General features: G+C 72.0%; 14 protein-coding genes and 1 pseudogene. 4 read left to right on the top strand and 11 right to left on the bottom strand.

Going from position 1 to position 15,106, the window contains the following annotated elements; translation table 11 throughout:
- Positions 1-268: 268 nt before the first annotated feature.
- A complete protein-coding gene (locus KV557_RS33905; protein WP_218205412.1) occupies positions 269-925 on the top strand; it encodes a GyrI-like domain-containing protein in 657 nt (218 codons plus the stop codon).
- Positions 926-1,377: 452 nt separating this feature from the next.
- Positions 1,378-2,307 (top strand): AraC family transcriptional regulator, encoded by a 930-nt coding sequence (locus tag KV557_RS33900; RefSeq protein WP_218205411.1) that lies wholly within the window; start codon positions 1,378-1,380, stop codon positions 2,305-2,307.
- A gap of 55 nt (positions 2,308-2,362) precedes the next feature.
- Here KV557_RS33900 and KV557_RS33895 read toward each other — a convergent pair whose 3' ends face one another.
- Positions 2,363-3,088: a G1 family glutamic endopeptidase gene (locus KV557_RS33895; RefSeq protein WP_218205410.1), complete on the bottom strand. Its 726-nt coding sequence runs from the start codon at positions 3,086-3,088 to the stop codon at positions 2,363-2,365.
- A gap of 194 nt (positions 3,089-3,282) precedes the next feature.
- Here KV557_RS33895 and KV557_RS44630 point away from each other — a divergent pair, with 194 nt between their 5' ends.
- Entirely contained in the window at positions 3,283-4,236 is a 954-nt protein-coding gene (locus KV557_RS44630; protein ID WP_308130204.1) for a LuxR C-terminal-related transcriptional regulator, read from the top strand.
- Positions 4,237-4,283: 47 nt separating this feature from the next.
- On the opposite strand, the pseudogene KV557_RS33885 reads toward KV557_RS44630, so the two are convergent.
- The 5 genes and pseudogenes from KV557_RS33885 to KV557_RS33870 form a co-directional block, all read right to left on the bottom strand.
- Positions 4,284-4,865 (bottom strand): annotated as a pseudogene (locus KV557_RS33885) (M4 family metallopeptidase); the annotation flags it as partial.
- A gap of 81 nt (positions 4,866-4,946) precedes the next feature.
- Positions 4,947-5,225, bottom strand: a complete 279-nt coding sequence (locus tag KV557_RS33880) for an acylphosphatase (RefSeq protein ID WP_218205408.1) — start codon at positions 5,223-5,225, stop codon at positions 4,947-4,949.
- Positions 5,222-6,022, bottom strand: coding sequence for a DUF72 domain-containing protein (locus tag KV557_RS33875; RefSeq protein ID WP_218205407.1), 801 nt, complete (start codon positions 6,020-6,022; stop codon positions 5,222-5,224). The genes KV557_RS33880 and KV557_RS33875 overlap by 4 nt, the downstream gene beginning before the upstream one ends.
- 124 nt (positions 6,023-6,146) lie before the next feature.
- A complete protein-coding gene (locus KV557_RS43440; protein WP_256178362.1) occupies positions 6,147-6,269 on the bottom strand; it encodes a hypothetical protein in 123 nt (40 codons plus the stop codon).
- Between the two features lie 133 nt (positions 6,270-6,402).
- Complete coding sequence (locus KV557_RS33870; protein WP_218205406.1) at positions 6,403-7,569, bottom strand: alpha-hydroxy-acid oxidizing protein; 1,167 nt, start codon at positions 7,567-7,569, stop codon at positions 6,403-6,405.
- A 113-nt stretch (positions 7,570-7,682) separates the two neighbouring features.
- Between KV557_RS33870 and KV557_RS33865 the strand changes: the two genes are divergently transcribed.
- Positions 7,683-8,726: an Lrp/AsnC family transcriptional regulator gene (locus tag KV557_RS33865; protein ID WP_218205405.1), complete on the top strand. Its 1,044-nt coding sequence runs from the start codon at positions 7,683-7,685 to the stop codon at positions 8,724-8,726.
- Positions 8,727-8,915: 189 nt separating this feature from the next.
- On the opposite strand, the gene KV557_RS33860 is transcribed toward KV557_RS33865, so the two are convergent.
- The 5 genes from KV557_RS33860 to KV557_RS33840 form a co-directional block, all read right to left on the bottom strand.
- Positions 8,916-9,824, bottom strand: coding sequence for an alpha/beta hydrolase (locus KV557_RS33860; RefSeq protein ID WP_218205404.1), 909 nt, complete (start codon positions 9,822-9,824; stop codon positions 8,916-8,918).
- A gap of 235 nt (positions 9,825-10,059) precedes the next feature.
- Positions 10,060-10,401 carry a hypothetical protein gene (locus KV557_RS33855; RefSeq protein ID WP_218205403.1) on the bottom strand — a complete coding sequence of 114 codons (342 nt, stop codon included), beginning with the start codon at positions 10,399-10,401 and terminating at the stop codon, positions 10,060-10,062.
- A gap of 544 nt (positions 10,402-10,945) precedes the next feature.
- Positions 10,946-12,361: a sensor histidine kinase gene (locus KV557_RS33850; RefSeq protein WP_256178361.1), complete on the bottom strand. Its 1,416-nt coding sequence runs from the start codon at positions 12,359-12,361 to the stop codon at positions 10,946-10,948.
- Complete coding sequence (locus KV557_RS33845; protein WP_218205402.1) at positions 12,358-13,023, bottom strand: response regulator transcription factor; 666 nt, start codon at positions 13,021-13,023, stop codon at positions 12,358-12,360. The genes KV557_RS33850 and KV557_RS33845 overlap by 4 nt, the downstream gene beginning before the upstream one ends.
- Before the next feature lie 230 nt (positions 13,024-13,253).
- The gene (locus KV557_RS33840) at positions 13,254-14,558 is read right to left on the bottom strand and encodes an aminotransferase class I/II-fold pyridoxal phosphate-dependent enzyme (RefSeq protein WP_218205401.1); all 1,305 of its coding nucleotides are present in this window, start codon (positions 14,556-14,558) and stop codon (positions 13,254-13,256) included.
- Between the last annotated feature and the right edge of the window lie 548 nt (positions 14,559-15,106).

Raw genomic sequence — 15,106 nt, 5'->3', positions numbered from 1 at the left:
TGACCGGAACGGTGGAGAAAGCGGCCCCGGACCCCCTTTTGCGGCCCGGTCGGGCGGCCGACGTCCGCGCCTGCGGGCGCCGTGACCGCCGCCGCGCCGCCTCGTTCGCCCGTCGGGGGCCGCCGACCGCGACCTCCGCCGGGCGTCTCGACCCGCACGAGCACAGACCCACAGCAGGACAGATCCACAGCACCACAGCACCACAGACCCACAGCACCGCAGACCCACAGCACCGCAGATCCGCAGCACCACAGAGGAGTCACCCACCGTGAGCACCACCCCCAAGTCCGGCCCCGCACAAGGGAAGACCGACCATCGGAAGCTCGGCGGAGCGCTGTACGGCGCGAAGGCCGTGCCGCACACCCTCGACGTGCCCGAGTTCGCCTTCCTCGCCGTCGACGGCTCCGGCGACCCGGGCCAGAGCCCCGAGTTCGGCTCCGCCATCGCGGCGCTGTACGCCGCCTCGTACGCCCTCAAGTTCGCCGTCCGCGCCGACACCGGCCTGGACTACGCGGTCATGCCGCTGGAGGGGCTCTGGCACAGCACCGACCCGGACTTCGACGCCGCCGCGCTGGACACCTACGGCCCGGGCGACCGGGCCGGCTGGGAGTGGACCCTGCTGATCCGCCAGCCCGTCCCGTACACCGACGCCCAGTTGGCCGCCGCCCTCGCCAAGGCCGCGGCCAAGGCGGGCGCGGAGGAGGCCGGGCGGATCCGCCGGGAGGTCTTCACCGAGGGCCCGTGTGTCCAGGTGCTGCACAAGGGCCCGTACGAGACCGAGCCGCGCTCGGTGAAGCTGCTGCACGACTACCTGGAAGCCGAGGGCCTCAAGGAGGCGGGCCGGCACCACGAGATCTACCTGTCGGACCCGACCAGGACCGCCCCGGAACGCCGTCGCACCATCCTGCGCCAGCCGGTGTCCTGAAGCAGTCGGGTTCGGGTACGGGGCGGCCGGGTACGGGTGCGCGCTCGTGCACCCGTCGGCGCCTGACGGAGCGTCATGCAACGCTGGTGGCGCCGGTGCGCGCCGGATCGCCCGCCGTGGCGCGCCACCCGGCCCCGGCCGCCCCCGGCCCGCTGGACAGGTCCGGACGCCCCTCATAGCATCTAAGGTCCCCGCCGGGCATGTGCCCGGTCCGGGGACCCGTCCCCGCCTGTTCTCACGGGGCCGGGCTGTCGGGGCGCAACCGTCCGCCCTTGGCATCGAGAACCGGGACGTCCGGCCCTGGCGCGCATGGGGGTGACCGCGCAGGTTAGCAACTGACGTGCCATCGATCGATCCGTCATCAGAGCAGGGCGGTTCAGCGTGTCGGACGACGCATTCCGGCGGCCGGGCCGCTCGACGCACCCGAGAACCGGAGGGGGACTTCAGCTTCCATGAAGATCGACACGCTCAGCAGCCACGACGAGCGCCTGCGGCGCGCCATCCCGCGCATCGTCGCCCAGGTCAGGGACGGCGAGGCCGCCGTCTCCCTGGAGGAGCTCGCCATGGCGACCAACACGTCGCCCGACTACCTGCGGCGGGTGTTCCGCCACCACGTCGGCGAGCCGATCCACCGCTACGTGCGCAGGCTCAGACTGTCCCTGGCCGCCTACCGGCTGGTGTACGGCGACCGCACCATCATCGACATCGCGGTGAGCGCCGGCTACAACTCGCACGCGGCGTTCACCCGCGCCTTCCGTTCCGCGTACGGCGTCTGTCCCACCGACCTGCGGACCAACCCGCAGAACACCGACTGGCCCACGGTCGGCCCGGCCGGCACCGACGTGCGCCCGGCCGCGATCCCGCAGCGGCGGGTCGCGTTCTGCTCGCACCTCGGCCCGATCGACAGCGCCGACACCGCGTGGGAGCGCCTGCGCGGCTGGCTCACCACGCACGGCCACTGCCCGGCCCGCTCCAAGGCGCTCGGCGTCTCCTACGACGACCCCGACTTCTTCATCGGCGCCCGGACCCGGCACGACATCTGCGTGCCGGTGCCGGACCGCTTCGACGCGCAGGGGCGCGACGGCATGGGTGTGCAGCTGGTCCCGGCGTCCACCGGGCTCGCGATGCGCCACGTCGGCCCGCCGGAGCTGATCCCGTTCACCTACATGCACCTGGCGGTCAGCGCGGCCGCCAAGGGCATGGAGCGCACCGAGCGCCCGCCGCTGCCGTACTACCTGGAGTTCTCGTCCTTCCCCTCCGTACACCCCGAGCGCCAGGTCGCGGTGGACGTCTACCTGATGCCGAACGCCCGACGGACGACCGCCTCCTCCGAGTCCGCCTGGGGCAGTTGGCGCGCCGCCCGCGCCCAGGAACGCGTCTGACCGGTGCGCCCCGGCCCGCCCGAGTGCGGGCACGGGCCGGGGCGGCGGGCCGGTCCTACGCGGGGACGATGGCGAAGGAGCCGTTGCCGAGCGCGGTCTCGGTGTATTGCCCGCTGTTGATGGCCTGCGGGGCATAGGCGTCGAAGACCTGGCCGTTCACCGTGACACCGGAGAAGTCCAGGCGGCTGAAGGACGGGTAGCTCTGCGTCGGGGATTCGATCACGGCCTCGGCGCTGACGTTCTGGCCGTTGAGCTGCTGGCGGGTGCTCTCCGTCCAGCCCTTGGTGGTGTCGGTGATCTGCAGGGTGTAGCCGGAGCCGCCGTCGTTGACGACCGAGGCGGTGAAGCTGTCGCCCGCGTCCACCGGGTCGCTGAAGTACTGGGGCGGCGCCGGGTACATCTCGTACCAGGCGGAGTAGACCGGGGAGCCGCTGGAGCAGTCGACCTGGACGCCGGTCTGCTCGACGGTCTGCGAGCCGTAGCCGTCGATGCCGACCCAGGGCGCGAAGAGGTCGTTGGAGGTGTTGCACTGCACGGTGGGCATGGTCCAGGAGCCGGAGATGCTCTGGAATCCGCTGCCCTGCGCGACGTAGCCGCCCCAGACGCCGCCGTCGTAGCGGTGGGCGTCACGGTGGCCGTGACCGTAGCCGTGTGCAGTGCCGTATCCGTGCACAGTGCCTTGGGCGGGGGGCGCGGCGGTGGCCGCGGGGGCGGCGACCGCCGCGGCCGGAAGGGCCAGGACGGCCGCGAGCACGAGCCGGCCGGTGCGGGAAAGGGCCATGGGGGGGCTCCTTCGCTGGGGGTTGTGGGGTGTCGCCCAGCTTGGGGGCCGTCAGGACGGCCGGGAAGGGAGCCGATGGGACAGGAACCCGACATGGCGGAAACATGCCATTCAATCAATCCCTTGTTTTCCGGCGACGAGTGGCGCACAGTCGGGACTCGTCCGCTGGTGGAGGAGGATGCGAGGAGGATGCCGTGCCGGGTGCGGGCAGGTTCGCCGGACTCGGCCTCGGTGCGGTCGAGGAGGAGCTCTACCTCCGGCTCCTCGGCATTCCGGCAGCCGACCCCCAGTGGCTTGCCACCCGGCTGAACCTCCGGGTGGCCAGCGTCACCGCCGCGCTGACCTCGCTGGCCGATCAGGGGCTGGTCGAAAGCTCCGTCACCGGCACCTGGGCGGCCGTCCCGCCGGACGTCGCCCTCGAAGAACTGCTGCTGCGGCGCGAGGTCGAACTGCGGCGGGTCAGAGGCCGGATCGGCGAACTCATGCGCACCTACCGCCAGGGCAGACCCGGCACCGAAGCGGGCGACCCGGTCGAGGTGATCAGCGGCCGCGGGTCCATCGCCGAACTCTGGCGCACCCTGCAGCTGGGGGTGCGCGAGCGGCTGCGGGTCCTGGACAAACCCCCCTACATCCGACGGGCCGATCCGCAGACCGAACTCGCCCTGCTGGGACGGGGGGTGACGACCCGGGTGGTGTACCACAGCCGGGTGCTGCGCGACCCCGAGCGGCTCGCCGAGATCCGCACCTTCACGGCGGCGGGCGAACAGGCCCGGGTGCACACCGAACTCCCCCTGAAGCTGGCCCTGTTGGACGACCGCTGGGCACTGCTCCCGGTCAGCGCCGGCACCGAGCTGCAGAGCGTCCTGCTGATCCGCCCCTCCACCCTCCTGGACGCGCTGGCCGGCCTGTTCGAGCTCTACTGGTCACACGCGATGCGGCTGCCCGCCGACCCCGAGGAGACCCCCGAGGACCGGCACCGCCAGCTGCTCACCCTGCTCGCGGCCGGACTCACCGACGAGTCCATCGGCCGCCAGCTGGGCGTGTCCACCCGGACCGTCCAGCGCTGGGTCCGGGAACTGATGGACCGCTTCGGCGCCAGGACCAGATTCCAGGCCGGCATCCAGGCCGCCCGGGCGGAGCTCCTCTGAGCCATTCCTGGGTGCCGCCGGGCGCGGAGTGCGCCCGGCGGCCGGCGTCAGCCGGTGACGTTCACGGCGGACCAGGTGGCGGCGACGGTGGCGACCGTGCTGCTGTTGCGGCCGAAGAGGTCGGCGGCCGCCTGGAGGGTGGCCGCGCGGACGCCGGAGTAGTCGGTGGTGGTGGTCATGTAGGTGGTGAGCGCCCGGTACCAGATCCGCTCGGCGTTCACGCGGCCGATGCCCGGCACGGCCCTGCCGTCCACGGTGGGACTGTTGTACGCGATGCCGTTGATCGTCTTGGGCCCGCTGCCCTCGGCGAGCAGATAGAAGAAGTGGTTGGCGGGGCCGGAGGAGTAGTGGACGTCGATACCGGCGATCCCGTCGTACCAGTAGTCCCGCGAGTGCCCGTCCCTCGAAGGCCGGTCCAGGTAGCGCAGCGGGGTGCCGTTGCCGTTCAGGTCGAGGCGCTTGCCCATCAGATAGCTGGGCACGTCGTTGGCGTTGTTGGCGTAGAACGCGACACCGGTGCCGAAGATGTCGCTGGTGGCCTCGTTGAGGCCGCCGGACTCGCCCGCATACTTCAGTCCGGCCGTCGCGAAGGTGACGCCGTGGGCCATCTCGTGGCCGGCCACGTCCAGTTCGTCCGCACAGCCGTCGAGCCCTGCCCGAACAGGTCCTGCTCCGAGCATCCTCGCCAGAGCGCCGCGCTCTCGGCACCGTCAGCGCGGGGTCGGCCGGACCTCGAAGCCGGTCAGCCCCTCGGGCGTCTCCTCGTGCCGGCTGACGTGCTCCACGACCGCGGACCCCGGACCGTGGTGGCTCCAGCGGAGCAGCTGGGCGACGGCGGCGGGCGCCCCCTCGAAGACGGCCTCCACGGTGCCGTCGGGCAGGTTGCGCACCCAGCCGTTCACGCCGTGCTGCTCGGCGACCAGGCGGCAGCTGTCGCGGAAGAACACCCCCTGCACCAGGCCGGAGACGATCACTCGGTTGCGGATCACGGGTACCTCACCGGGGTAGCGGGGGCGGCTGTGGCTTCGGGAACGGCCTGGGGATGGGCGACGCTGCGGCCGGCGCGTGCGGCGACCGCGCCGAAGGCGATGGCGTCGAGGACGGCGGCGCCGCCGAGGTCGTTGTTGAAGTAGACGTGGACATCGGCGGTGTCGGGCCAGGTCTCGGAGAGCCGCGCCGCCCAGTGTCCGAGCGCTTGCTTACCGTACCGGGGGAACGGGTGCGCCAGACCGGCGTGGAAGCGCAGGTAGCCCCAGTCGGCGGTACGCCACAGCGGGGTGACCGGGCGGGACCGACGGTCGGCCCAGCACAGCGCCGCATTGTGCCGGGCCAGCACTGCGCGGACCTGCGAGGTCCACCAGGAGTCGTGCCGCGGCTCGACAGCCACCCGGACGCCGGGCGGGAAGCAGCCCAGGCAGGCGTCGAGCAGCCCAAGGTCGGCCCGCAGGGTGGGCGGCAGTTGGAGCAGCACCGGGCCGAGGCGGTCCCCCAGGCCCGCCGCGGCGGTGCAGAGCCGCCGCACCGGCTCCTCCGGATCGTGCAGCCGCTTGATGTGGGTGAGGTAGCGGCTCGCCTTGACCGCCATCAGGAAGCCGGGCGGCGTGCGGTCGCGCCAGCCCGCGAAGGCGTCGGACGACGGCAGGCGGTAGAACGCGTTGTTGTTCTCCACGGTGCTGAAGCGGTCGGCATACCGCGCAAGCCACTCATGGCGCGGCGTCCCCGGTTCATAGAGGACGCCGCGCCAGTCGTCGTACTGCCAGCCCGACGTGCCGACGAACAGGACCATCGCTCCGTCCGCTCTCGCGGTGCCCGGGCCGCCCGGCGGGTCGCCGCCGGCGCGGCCCCTCCTTCGATCGTAGGACGCCGCAGTGGGTGGACGTGGTCGCACAGGGTCGGCGAGGTCCCACCCCTCAGGTCGTGGCGTTGAGCCGGTGCTTGAGCTGGGTGTACAGCTCGCCGAGGGCGGCGTCGGCGGTGGGCGAGACGGGGAACATGTTCAGGAAGCCGTGGATCAGGCCGTCGTAGTTGCGCACGAACACCTCGACCCCGGCCTTCCATGGGTGGCGCCTTTCGATCGGGTGGAATTGTTCGGGATCGGGTGGATTGTTCGGGTCGGCAGCCGCGTGGGAGGGCTGGGCGTGAGGGGGCTGGCTGCGTCGTGTGGTGTCAGGCGAGGCTGCGGAGAGCGTCGGGCGTCAGGTGCGCGAGCGTGGGGTAGCCGTCCACAGCCATGATCAGGTCGGCTTCCGCCAGGAGCGAGCGGAGGACGTGGACGATGCCGTCGGTGCCGCCCAGGGCCAGGCCGTAGGCGTAGGGGCGGCCGATGCCGACGGCGGTGGCGCCCAGGGCGAGGGCCTTGATCACGTCCGCGCCGCTGCGGATGCCGGAGTCGAACAGGACGGGCAGCCCGTCGGCGGCCTCCACCACGCCGGGCAGCGCGTCCAGCGCCGGCAGCCCGCCGTTGGCCTGGCGACCGCCGTGGTTGGAGCAGTAGATCGCGTCCACGCCGCCATCCTTCGCGCGGCGGACGTCCTCGGAGTGGCAGATGCCCTTCACGATCAGTGGCAGGCTGGTGAGCGAGCGCAGCCAGGGCAGGTCGTCCCAGGTGAGCGGGTTGCCGAAGATCCTCGCCCAGTGCCCGGCGGCGGCGCGCGGGTCGTTCAGCGCCGCCGGGTCCAGCTGGGAGCGGAACACCGGGTCGGAGGTGTAGTTGGCCAGGCAGTGGCCGCGCAGCTGCGGGAAGTTGCCGGTACTCAGGTCACGGGGCCGCCAGCCGGTCACCCAGGTGTCCAGGGTGACGACGATGCCCTTGAACCCGGCCGCCTCGGCGCGGTGCACCAGGCTCTCGGCCAGGGCCCGGTCGGTGGGGGTGTAGAGCTGGAAGAAGCCCGCGGTGTCACCGAGTTCGGCGGCGACGTCCTCCATCGGGTCGACCGTGAGCGTGGAGGCGATCATCGGCACCCCGGTGCGGGCGGCGGCCCGCGCCGTGGCCAGATCCCCGTGCCCGTCCTGGGAGCACAGGCCGATGACGCCGATCGGCGCCATGAACAGCGGCGAGGCCAGCCGCATCCCGAACAGCTCGACCGAGAGGTCACGCTGCGCGGCCCCGACGAACATCCTCGGATACAGCCCCCACCGCTCGAACGCGCTTACGTTGGCCCGCTGGGTGCGCTCGTCCCCCGCGCCACCGGCGACATAGGACCGCACCGAGGCCGGCAGCGCCGCCTGGGCCTTGGCCTCCAGTTCGTCGTAGCCGATCGGGAACCGCGGCACGATGCCCCGCAGTCCGTCGAAGTAGATCTCGTCCTGGTAGGAACCGAACGTCGCGCTCATACTGCAGTCCTTTCGTCTCTGCGCCCGGCTGAACCGGTGCTCTGAGATTCAGCGTGCAAGACTGGTCAGCGAACGCTGTGGAAACGCAGGAATCTCGCACATGCGGGGGCCAGATGCAGGATGACGCCAGGCTGCTGAGCGAGGACGAGTTGGCGCTCATCCACGCCTTGCAGCTGCAACCGCGTGGCTCCTGGACCGATCTCGGCCGCGCTCTCGACGTGGATCCGGTCACGGTGGCCAGGCGCTGGAGCCGCCTGGCCGAGCGTGGCCAGGCATGGATCGGACTCTCGCCCGGCCCGAGGATCTGCGACCAGGTCTGCGCCGCCTTCGTCGAGATCGACTGTCTTTCGGGCAGCACCGACGGCGTCGTCCGCACGCTCTGCGCTCACCCGCACATGCTCACCATCGAGCGCTCGGCCGGCGACCACTCCCTCCTCGCCACGGTGGCCGCAGCCGACCTGCGCGCCCTGTCCCGCTACACCCTCGACGTCCTGCAGGCCATCCCCGGCGTCACCGCCGTCCACGCCCGGATCATCACGCACATGTTCACCGAGGGCGGCCACTGGCGCATCGACGCCCTCGCACCCACCCAGAGCGCCCAACTCGCCACGCCAGCCCGCCCCCTGAGCGCCGGACAAGGACCCCAGGAGATCACCGCGTTCGACCGCACACTCCTGGGCCATCTCGCCCACGACGGCCGGGCCTCCTACCAGTCCCTGGCCGCCGCCGTGGGCACCAGCACCTCCACGGTGAAGCGGCGCATCGACCAGCTCACCCGACTCGGCCTGCTGCGCTTCCGCTGCGACTTCGCCCGCCCCCTCGGCGGCTGGCCCGTCGCCGTCACCTTCCGCGCCAAGGTCCCACCTGCCGACCTGCCCGACATCGGCCACGCCCTCGTCCGGCTCCCCGAGACCCGCAACTGCGCCGCCATCAGCGGCCCCCACAACCTCATCCTGCAGGCCAGCCTCCACTCCGTGGCCGACGTTGTCCGCTTCGAGGCACACCTCGCCGCCGCCCACCCCACCCTCGACGTCGTCCAGCGCGAGATCACCCTGCGCCACGACAAGCTGCTCGGCCACACCCTCGACCCGCACGGCCGCTCCCTCGGTGTCGTCGCCCCTGACGTCTGGTGCGAGCCCACAGGCACCCCTGGCTGACTGGTCATCAACAGCAGTGCTGCGGTCTGGATGGCACGTCGGTGATCAATCCGGCCAACTCCCAGCAGCCGGCAGCACGTCGAAGCTCCAGGTGAGGCAAGCGACTTCAAGTCGCCACACCCACCTGGAGCTTCACGATTCGGCCTGAACGTCACCCGGCCGTGGATCAGCCCGCCTCGGGCTCGGCCGCTACTGCAGCGCGGCCGTGAGGCTGACCAGCGACACCTCAACCGCCTTGGCCGCGGAGGGGACCACCGGAGCGAGCCCGGTGAAGGCGTGGACCAGGTCGTCGTGGTTGCGGTGTTCGACCGGGACGCCGGCCGCCCGCAGCAGCTCGACGTAGCGCAGGCCCTCGTCGCGCAGTGCGTCGCCCTGCACGGTGGCGATGTATGCGGGCGGCAGCCCCGCGAGACTGGCGGCGTCCACCGGCGCAGCACCCAGAGCCTTCGCATCCAGGCCCGCGAGGTACCACTGCATGCTCAACTCCGCTGCCCGCCTGGGCAGCACGGGCGCGTCGGCGTTCTCCGTCTCCGACGGCAGCGACAGGTCGAGCGCGGTCGCCGGGTACCAGAGCAGTTGGAACCGCAGCGCCGGGCCGCCGGTGTCGCGGGCGCGGATCGCCACCATGGCGGCGAGGTTGCCGCCGGCGGAGTCCCCGGCGACCGCGATCCGCGCCGGGTCGCCGCCGAGTTCGGCGGCGTGCTGCCCGACCCAGCTCAGCGCCGCGAAGGCGTCCTCGACTGCGGCGGGATACGGGTGCTCGGGTGCGAGCCGGTAGTCCACCGAGACCACGATGGCGCCGACCTGGGCCGCGATGGACCGCGCGAGGTTGTCCTGGGTGTCGAGGTTGCCCATGAAGAAGCCGCCGCCGTGGTAGTAGACGACCACGGGCAGCCCGCCCGCCTCGGCCTGCGGCCAGTACACCCGCACGTCCACCCCGTTCACGATCCGGTCCTCGATGCGCGGCAGCTCGACGGTACGCGGCAGCGCCGCCGCGCTCGCGATATTGGACTTGCGCAGCTCCTGCGGCGAGACCGTGTCGAAGTCGATCTCCGGCACACCTTCAAGCATCTTCTGGATGATCGGGTCGATCGGCATGTCTGTGCACACTCCCTTGGCGGCGATACCCGGGCACCTGAACACCCGGCGCTTACGACCACACTCCGATGTCGCTCACGACAGGGCGCGAATTTGCAGGAATCCCGCAGCCAGACGGGTGGAGAAGCAGGATCACACCAAGCGGGCCGGTCTCACCGCGTGCTACTCCGTCCTACTGGTCCTGGACCACCCTCTCGCCGACCTGACCCCGCAGCCAGACCCCTGATGCGATCCCTCAGGTCGGCGGAGCCGGGCAGGTCACCTCCCAGGCGTCCCGGTAGGTGACGCCGCGCTCGGGTGGCAGGGGCTCGCCGGTTTCGGCCTCCGTGCAGTGCGCGTCGACGACCTCGGCCGCGGTGAGGGGGAGCAGCCGGCCTCCGCGCAGGGCCCAGCCTCGGAGCTCCTTCACGGGAATCGGGTACCCCGTCTCGGTGGTGTAGGCGGTGCGGTCGGTGAAGGTGCGCAGCAGGACTCCGGCGGTGTGGCCCTGGTCCAGCATGAAGCGCAAGGCGGCAGCCACGTTCGGCAGCTCGATCTCCAGACAGCCGGTCTCGTCCACCCCGACCCCGGTACTCATCTCATTGACCGTCAGAATGCTCCGGCTGCCGGGCCCGCACGGCCCGACAAGACCGTGGACCAGCTCCTCCACCTGGCCCGCGGGCACGGCCTGGGCCAGGGCGAAAAGACCCAGTCGATGCGCCCGTTGCGCAGTGGTCCGCAGCTCGCCGTCCGCCGGGACGTCGCGCCAGCCCCAGAAGCCACCCGCGGCGCCCATGACGAGTTCTCGCACAAGCCCCGGGCCGGGAGGGACCTCAGGTCCGTGTGCCGGGCCGCAGACGTACCCATCGCAGCGCGCGAGCCGCGACGGGCGCAGCGCCTGGGTCTTTCCGCACCCCTCCTGCGCACAAGTGACCGTGATGCGGGGGGACTTCTTCCTGGAACTGGCCATCGCAGCCTCGTCGGCGTCAGGCGGGGCCTAAGGGTGACCGCGCCCCGACACACACTCTGTCATCCCCCACTGACAGTCAGTATCGGATACTGCCGCCCGCGCCCTGGGCGCATGGCCAGGGCACGGGAGACGGCCGCGACCCGAGGCCGGCCCGCCGGTCCGGTGGGTGTGCTCACCCCATCGGGAGGGTGACCTCGAACCGCCCGCCGCCCGGGCCGGGGACGCAGATCACGTCGCCGCCGACCTGCCTGGCCAGTCGCCGCGCCAGGGCCAGGCCGAGGCCTGCCCCGTCGTGCCCGTCCTCGGGGTCGCCGCGGAAGCCCGGGGCGAAGACCGCCTCACCGATGCCCGCGACCTCCCCCGGCACGCCCTCGCCGTCGTCGGTCACGACCACCCGCGCGTTGGCCGGCCCGCCGCTCACCGCGATGCCGATCCGGTGGCGGCCGTGGCGCCGGGCGTTGTCGACCAAGGGGGCCAGGATGCGTTCGACGATGCCGGCCGGCACGCCGACCGCCACGACCGGAAGGGACGCATCGGCGGTGACCGTGATCACCGGAGCGGGTCGGCCCTGTCCGGCGGCCTCGGCCACGGCTTCGACGATGGGCAGCAGCTCGCTCCGGCCCGAGGCCCGCGGCGAGCCGGCCCGCGCCTCGGTCAGCAGCGTCCGGCAGATCTCCTGCATGGCCGCCGCGTCGGCCGCGATCGCGCGCTGCGACCGCTCGCGGTCCTCGGCGCCCCGGCTGCGGCGCAGCAGCCATTCCGCCTCGGCAACGACTCGGGCCAGCGGCGTGCGCAGTTCGTGGGACAGCTCGTTGGACAGCTGCTGCTCGTGGCGGACGACGGCAGCCAGCCGGTCGAGGAGCTCGTCCAGGCGGTTGGCCAGTGCCGCGAGTTCCACGGGGCGGGGAGCGGATCCGAAGCGTTGGGAGATGTCCGTCCCGCTCCATTCCGCCGCCTGCTCGCTCATCGCCGTGACGGGGCGCAGTGCCCGGGCGACCATGCGCCGCGACAGCAGGTAGATCCCCGCCACCAGGAGCACTGCCAGGGCGATGGAGCCGATCAGGGCGGTACGGGCGGTCGCCCGGTAGGGGCTGGCCGACAGGGCGGTCACGACGGTCCCGACCTTCCGGCCGGCGTCGAGGACGGGGACGGCGCACAGTCGGTAGGAGCCGTGGTCCTCGACCACTGCGGCCGTCGCCCGGCCGGCAAGCTTGCGCGCTGCGGCGTCCAGGGCGGGGGATGCCGTCGGCTGCTCGATCGGCCTGGCACCTTCGAAGATCCACACGCCGGCGTCCAGGGCGGTGTCGTCGGTGGGATCCCTGACCACGAAGCCGCCGGCCCCGGGTTCGACGGTGGCGACGACCGCGTCGGCCCGGGTGCGCAGCACGTCGTCGGCCTGGGCGCGCAGCTGCGAGCCGAGCAGCGCGTTGAAGGCGGCCGTGGCCACCGAGACCCACAGCACGCTGGTCGCCAGGGCGGCGAGCGCGAGCCGCCCGCGCAGAGTCGTGGGCCGGAGGATCGTGGGCCGGAGGATCGTGGGCCGCAGCGTGGTTGGCCGGAGCCCCGTGAGCTGGCGGAACATCCTCATGCGTACCGGTATCCCACGCCGCGGACGGTGCCGATACCGGCCGTCCCGCCGGCGTCCCGGAGCTTGCGGCGCAGCCGTGCCAGGTACTGGTCGAGCGTGTTGTCGGTGACGATCGCGCCCTCCGGCCAGCCGGCCCGCAGCAGGGCGCGGCGGCGCACGACGGTGCCGGGCGCGGCCATCAGGCAGCCGAGCAGGCGGAACTCCGTCGGGGTCAGGGCCACCTCACCGCCCGGTCCTTCCAGCACGAACCGGGCGGGATCGAGGCGCAGCCCGGCCGCTTGGACGGTGGGGTTCTTGCCCGCCCGCCGCAGCGCGGCCCGCAGCCGGGCGGCCAGCTCGGCGACGTGGAAGGGCTTGGAGAGGTAGTCGTCCCCGCCGGCGGAGAAGCCGGACAGGCGGTCCACCAGCCCGTCGTAGGCGGTGAGGAAGATCACAGGCGCATCGACGCCCCGGGCCCTGAGGGCCTGGCAGACATCACGCCCGTCGGAGTCCGGCAGGCCGATGTCGAGCACGACGGCGTCCACGGACGGGTCGGCGCCGCGCAGCGCCCCAGCGCCGTCGGCAGCCACCAGCACGTCGAAGGCTTCCTCCTGCAGGCCCCGCACAAGGACCCCGCGGAGCCCTGGATCGTCCTCCACCACGAGGATCCGGTACACAGTCACCGCTCCAGTATCGCCACCGCGCCACCCGGGTCCGCCCCATCACCCGCCGGGACGAGCTCCCGCCGGAGGACACCGGAACACAGGCCGAGGCGGCAGACGCCACCACGGCGCCGGCCGGTCTCTGACCGCCTGCCGGTCTCTGACCCGCCTGCCGGACGGCCCGCCGACGGCCGCCCGGCACTGCACGGACGTCGATCCGTCCGGCTCCCCCTGACAGCCGATCTAGCCGGTCAACCCGTCCGGGCCGGTTTCGCACCGGCCTCGGGCAGCATGCGTCCGAAGGCGGCCCGGACGTCGGTCATCGTGCGGCCGGCTTCCTGGAGAGCCTGCGGGAAATGGCGTGCCACGGCCTCGATCAGGCCCCGGATGTGGTGGCGGTCGACGTGCCGGGTGAGTGTGAAGCGCAGGCCCGACTTCTTGAGGGGAACGACGGGGAAGGACGACTGGTTCACGTAGAACCCCTCGTCGAGCATGCGCCGCACCATGCTGTAACTCACCTCGGGCTCGCCGAGTGCGATGAAGTAGATCGGTGTCCCGGGGTCGGAGACGACGGGCAGGCCGGATGCGGTGAGGAGCTCGTTGCAGTACTCCCGGCGCTCCGCCAGTTCGGCCTGCAGGGCTTCGATGCGGTCGGAGAGATGGATCCGCGCCGAGGCGATCGCCGCCCCCAGCATCGGAGGTGGCAGCGGGTGGGAGTACATCAGTGGCCCCCCGTTGATCCGGACCCGGCCGCACAGCTCCTCGGTGGGAAACACGGCGACGCCGCCGATGGTCCCGAAGCCCTTGGCGAGTGTCGAGATGAGTACCACGCGCTCGCTCAGACGTCGCCCGAGCTTCTCGAAGACGTAGCCCGCGCCGTGTCGCCCGAACCAGCTCATGCCGTGCGCATCGTCGACGTAGAGGTGCAGCGCAGGGTACGTCTCCAGCAGCCGGGCGAGGTCCTCGATCGGTGCGACGTCACCGAACATCGAGTACACGCCGTCGATCAGGTACCAGACCTTCCGGCCGGTGGACGGCGAACGCCGGAGTCGCCGCTCGAGCGCGTCCAGGTCGTTGTGCCGCACCATCGCGAGCTCGACCCCCTGCTGCCGGACGAGTTGGGCGGCCGTCTGGACACTGAAGTGGACCTGCTGGTCCAGCACGGCCGTGTCGCCGGCCGCCATCAGCGTCGGCAGCACGGAGATGTGGCACAGCGACGTCGAGGAGTACACCAGCACGGGGTGATCTGCGTACATCTCCCTCAGCAGCGCTTCGAGTTCGAGGTTCAGTCCGGAAGCCACGTACGACCGGGAGATCGAGAACTGAACGCCGAAGCGCTCGGTCGCGTCGACGGCTCCACGCCGGATCCGCTCGTCCTGTTCGAGGGAGAGATAGCCGCAGGTACCGAAGTTGACCAGATCCCTGCCCCCGATCCGCAGGTACGTCCCCGGAGGCGCGTCGAGCCCGGTCGCCAGATGGCTGGTGCCCTGCCTCATCGCCTCGGCGATCAGCCTCTCGGCGGTGTCGGCAGAACTCTGGTACGGCACAGTGGCCATAGCGGCTTCCCCTCAGACCATAAGTCGGTCGGACTATGGGACAAACGCCGTACGTCCGCGGAGGTTACGCCGGCCGTCGCGGCCCGTGACGCTCGCCGGCGCGGCGGGCACGCCGTCGTCACGCACCAGCACGTCCAGGCTCTGCTGAACGGAATCCGGCCTGGCGGAGGCGAACGCCGCGGGCGGCGCCAGGGCACCCGCCGTCATGACCCCGACGGCCACCGCGGCCGCGGCCGCCAGGGCCCTGCGCCGACCATCCCGTCGCCGTCCGGACGAACGCAGCCTCTGCCGTGCCTGTTCACGCACGAGCCAACTCCTGTGGAATCGTTGGGAATCCAGCGGTATGTGCTGGACCCGGCGTGCCCGGAGCCGGCCGTCCGGGGCGATCCCGCTACCCCCCCCCAGCCCCCGGGTAGGGCTAACGGCGTTGGGAGAAATTGACGTCGGGGTGTGCTGGCCTGGTGGGTCGGCTGGTGGGTGATCAGCAGGCGGCCTGTCGGGCGAGCACCAGTTCGGTGCTCGACTTGCGCCGGGTCATCCGTCGGGCG

This window comes from Kitasatospora aureofaciens (assembly GCF_019192735.1).
GTDB classification, from domain to species: domain Bacteria; phylum Actinomycetota; class Actinomycetes; order Streptomycetales; family Streptomycetaceae; genus Kitasatospora; species Kitasatospora aureofaciens_A.
This window is presented reverse-complemented; position numbering and strand designations above follow the sequence as displayed.

Coding starts and splice junctions, on each gene's coding strand:
- KV557_RS33850 (WP_256178361.1), bottom strand. CDS start 12,361: ATGAGGATGTTCCGCCAGCTCACGGGGCTCCGGCCAACCACGCTGCGG.
- KV557_RS33865 (WP_218205405.1), top strand. CDS start 7,683: ATGCAGGATGACGCCAGGCTGCTGAGCGAGGACGAGTTGGCGCTCATC.
- KV557_RS33855 (WP_218205403.1), bottom strand. CDS start 10,401: ATGAGTACCGGGGTCGGGGTGGACGAGACCGGCTGTCTGGAGATCGAG.
- KV557_RS33900 (WP_218205411.1), top strand. CDS start 1,378: ATGAAGATCGACACGCTCAGCAGCCACGACGAGCGCCTGCGGCGCGCC.
- KV557_RS33860 (WP_218205404.1), bottom strand. CDS start 9,824: ATGCCGATCGACCCGATCATCCAGAAGATGCTTGAAGGTGTGCCGGAG.
- KV557_RS33870 (WP_218205406.1), bottom strand. CDS start 7,569: ATGAGCGCGACGTTCGGTTCCTACCAGGACGAGATCTACTTCGACGGA.
- KV557_RS33840 (WP_218205401.1), bottom strand. CDS start 14,558: ATGGCCACTGTGCCGTACCAGAGTTCTGCCGACACCGCCGAGAGGCTG.
- KV557_RS33895 (WP_218205410.1), bottom strand. CDS start 3,088: ATGGCCCTTTCCCGCACCGGCCGGCTCGTGCTCGCGGCCGTCCTGGCC.
- KV557_RS33875 (WP_218205407.1), bottom strand. CDS start 6,022: ATGGTCCTGTTCGTCGGCACGTCGGGCTGGCAGTACGACGACTGGCGC.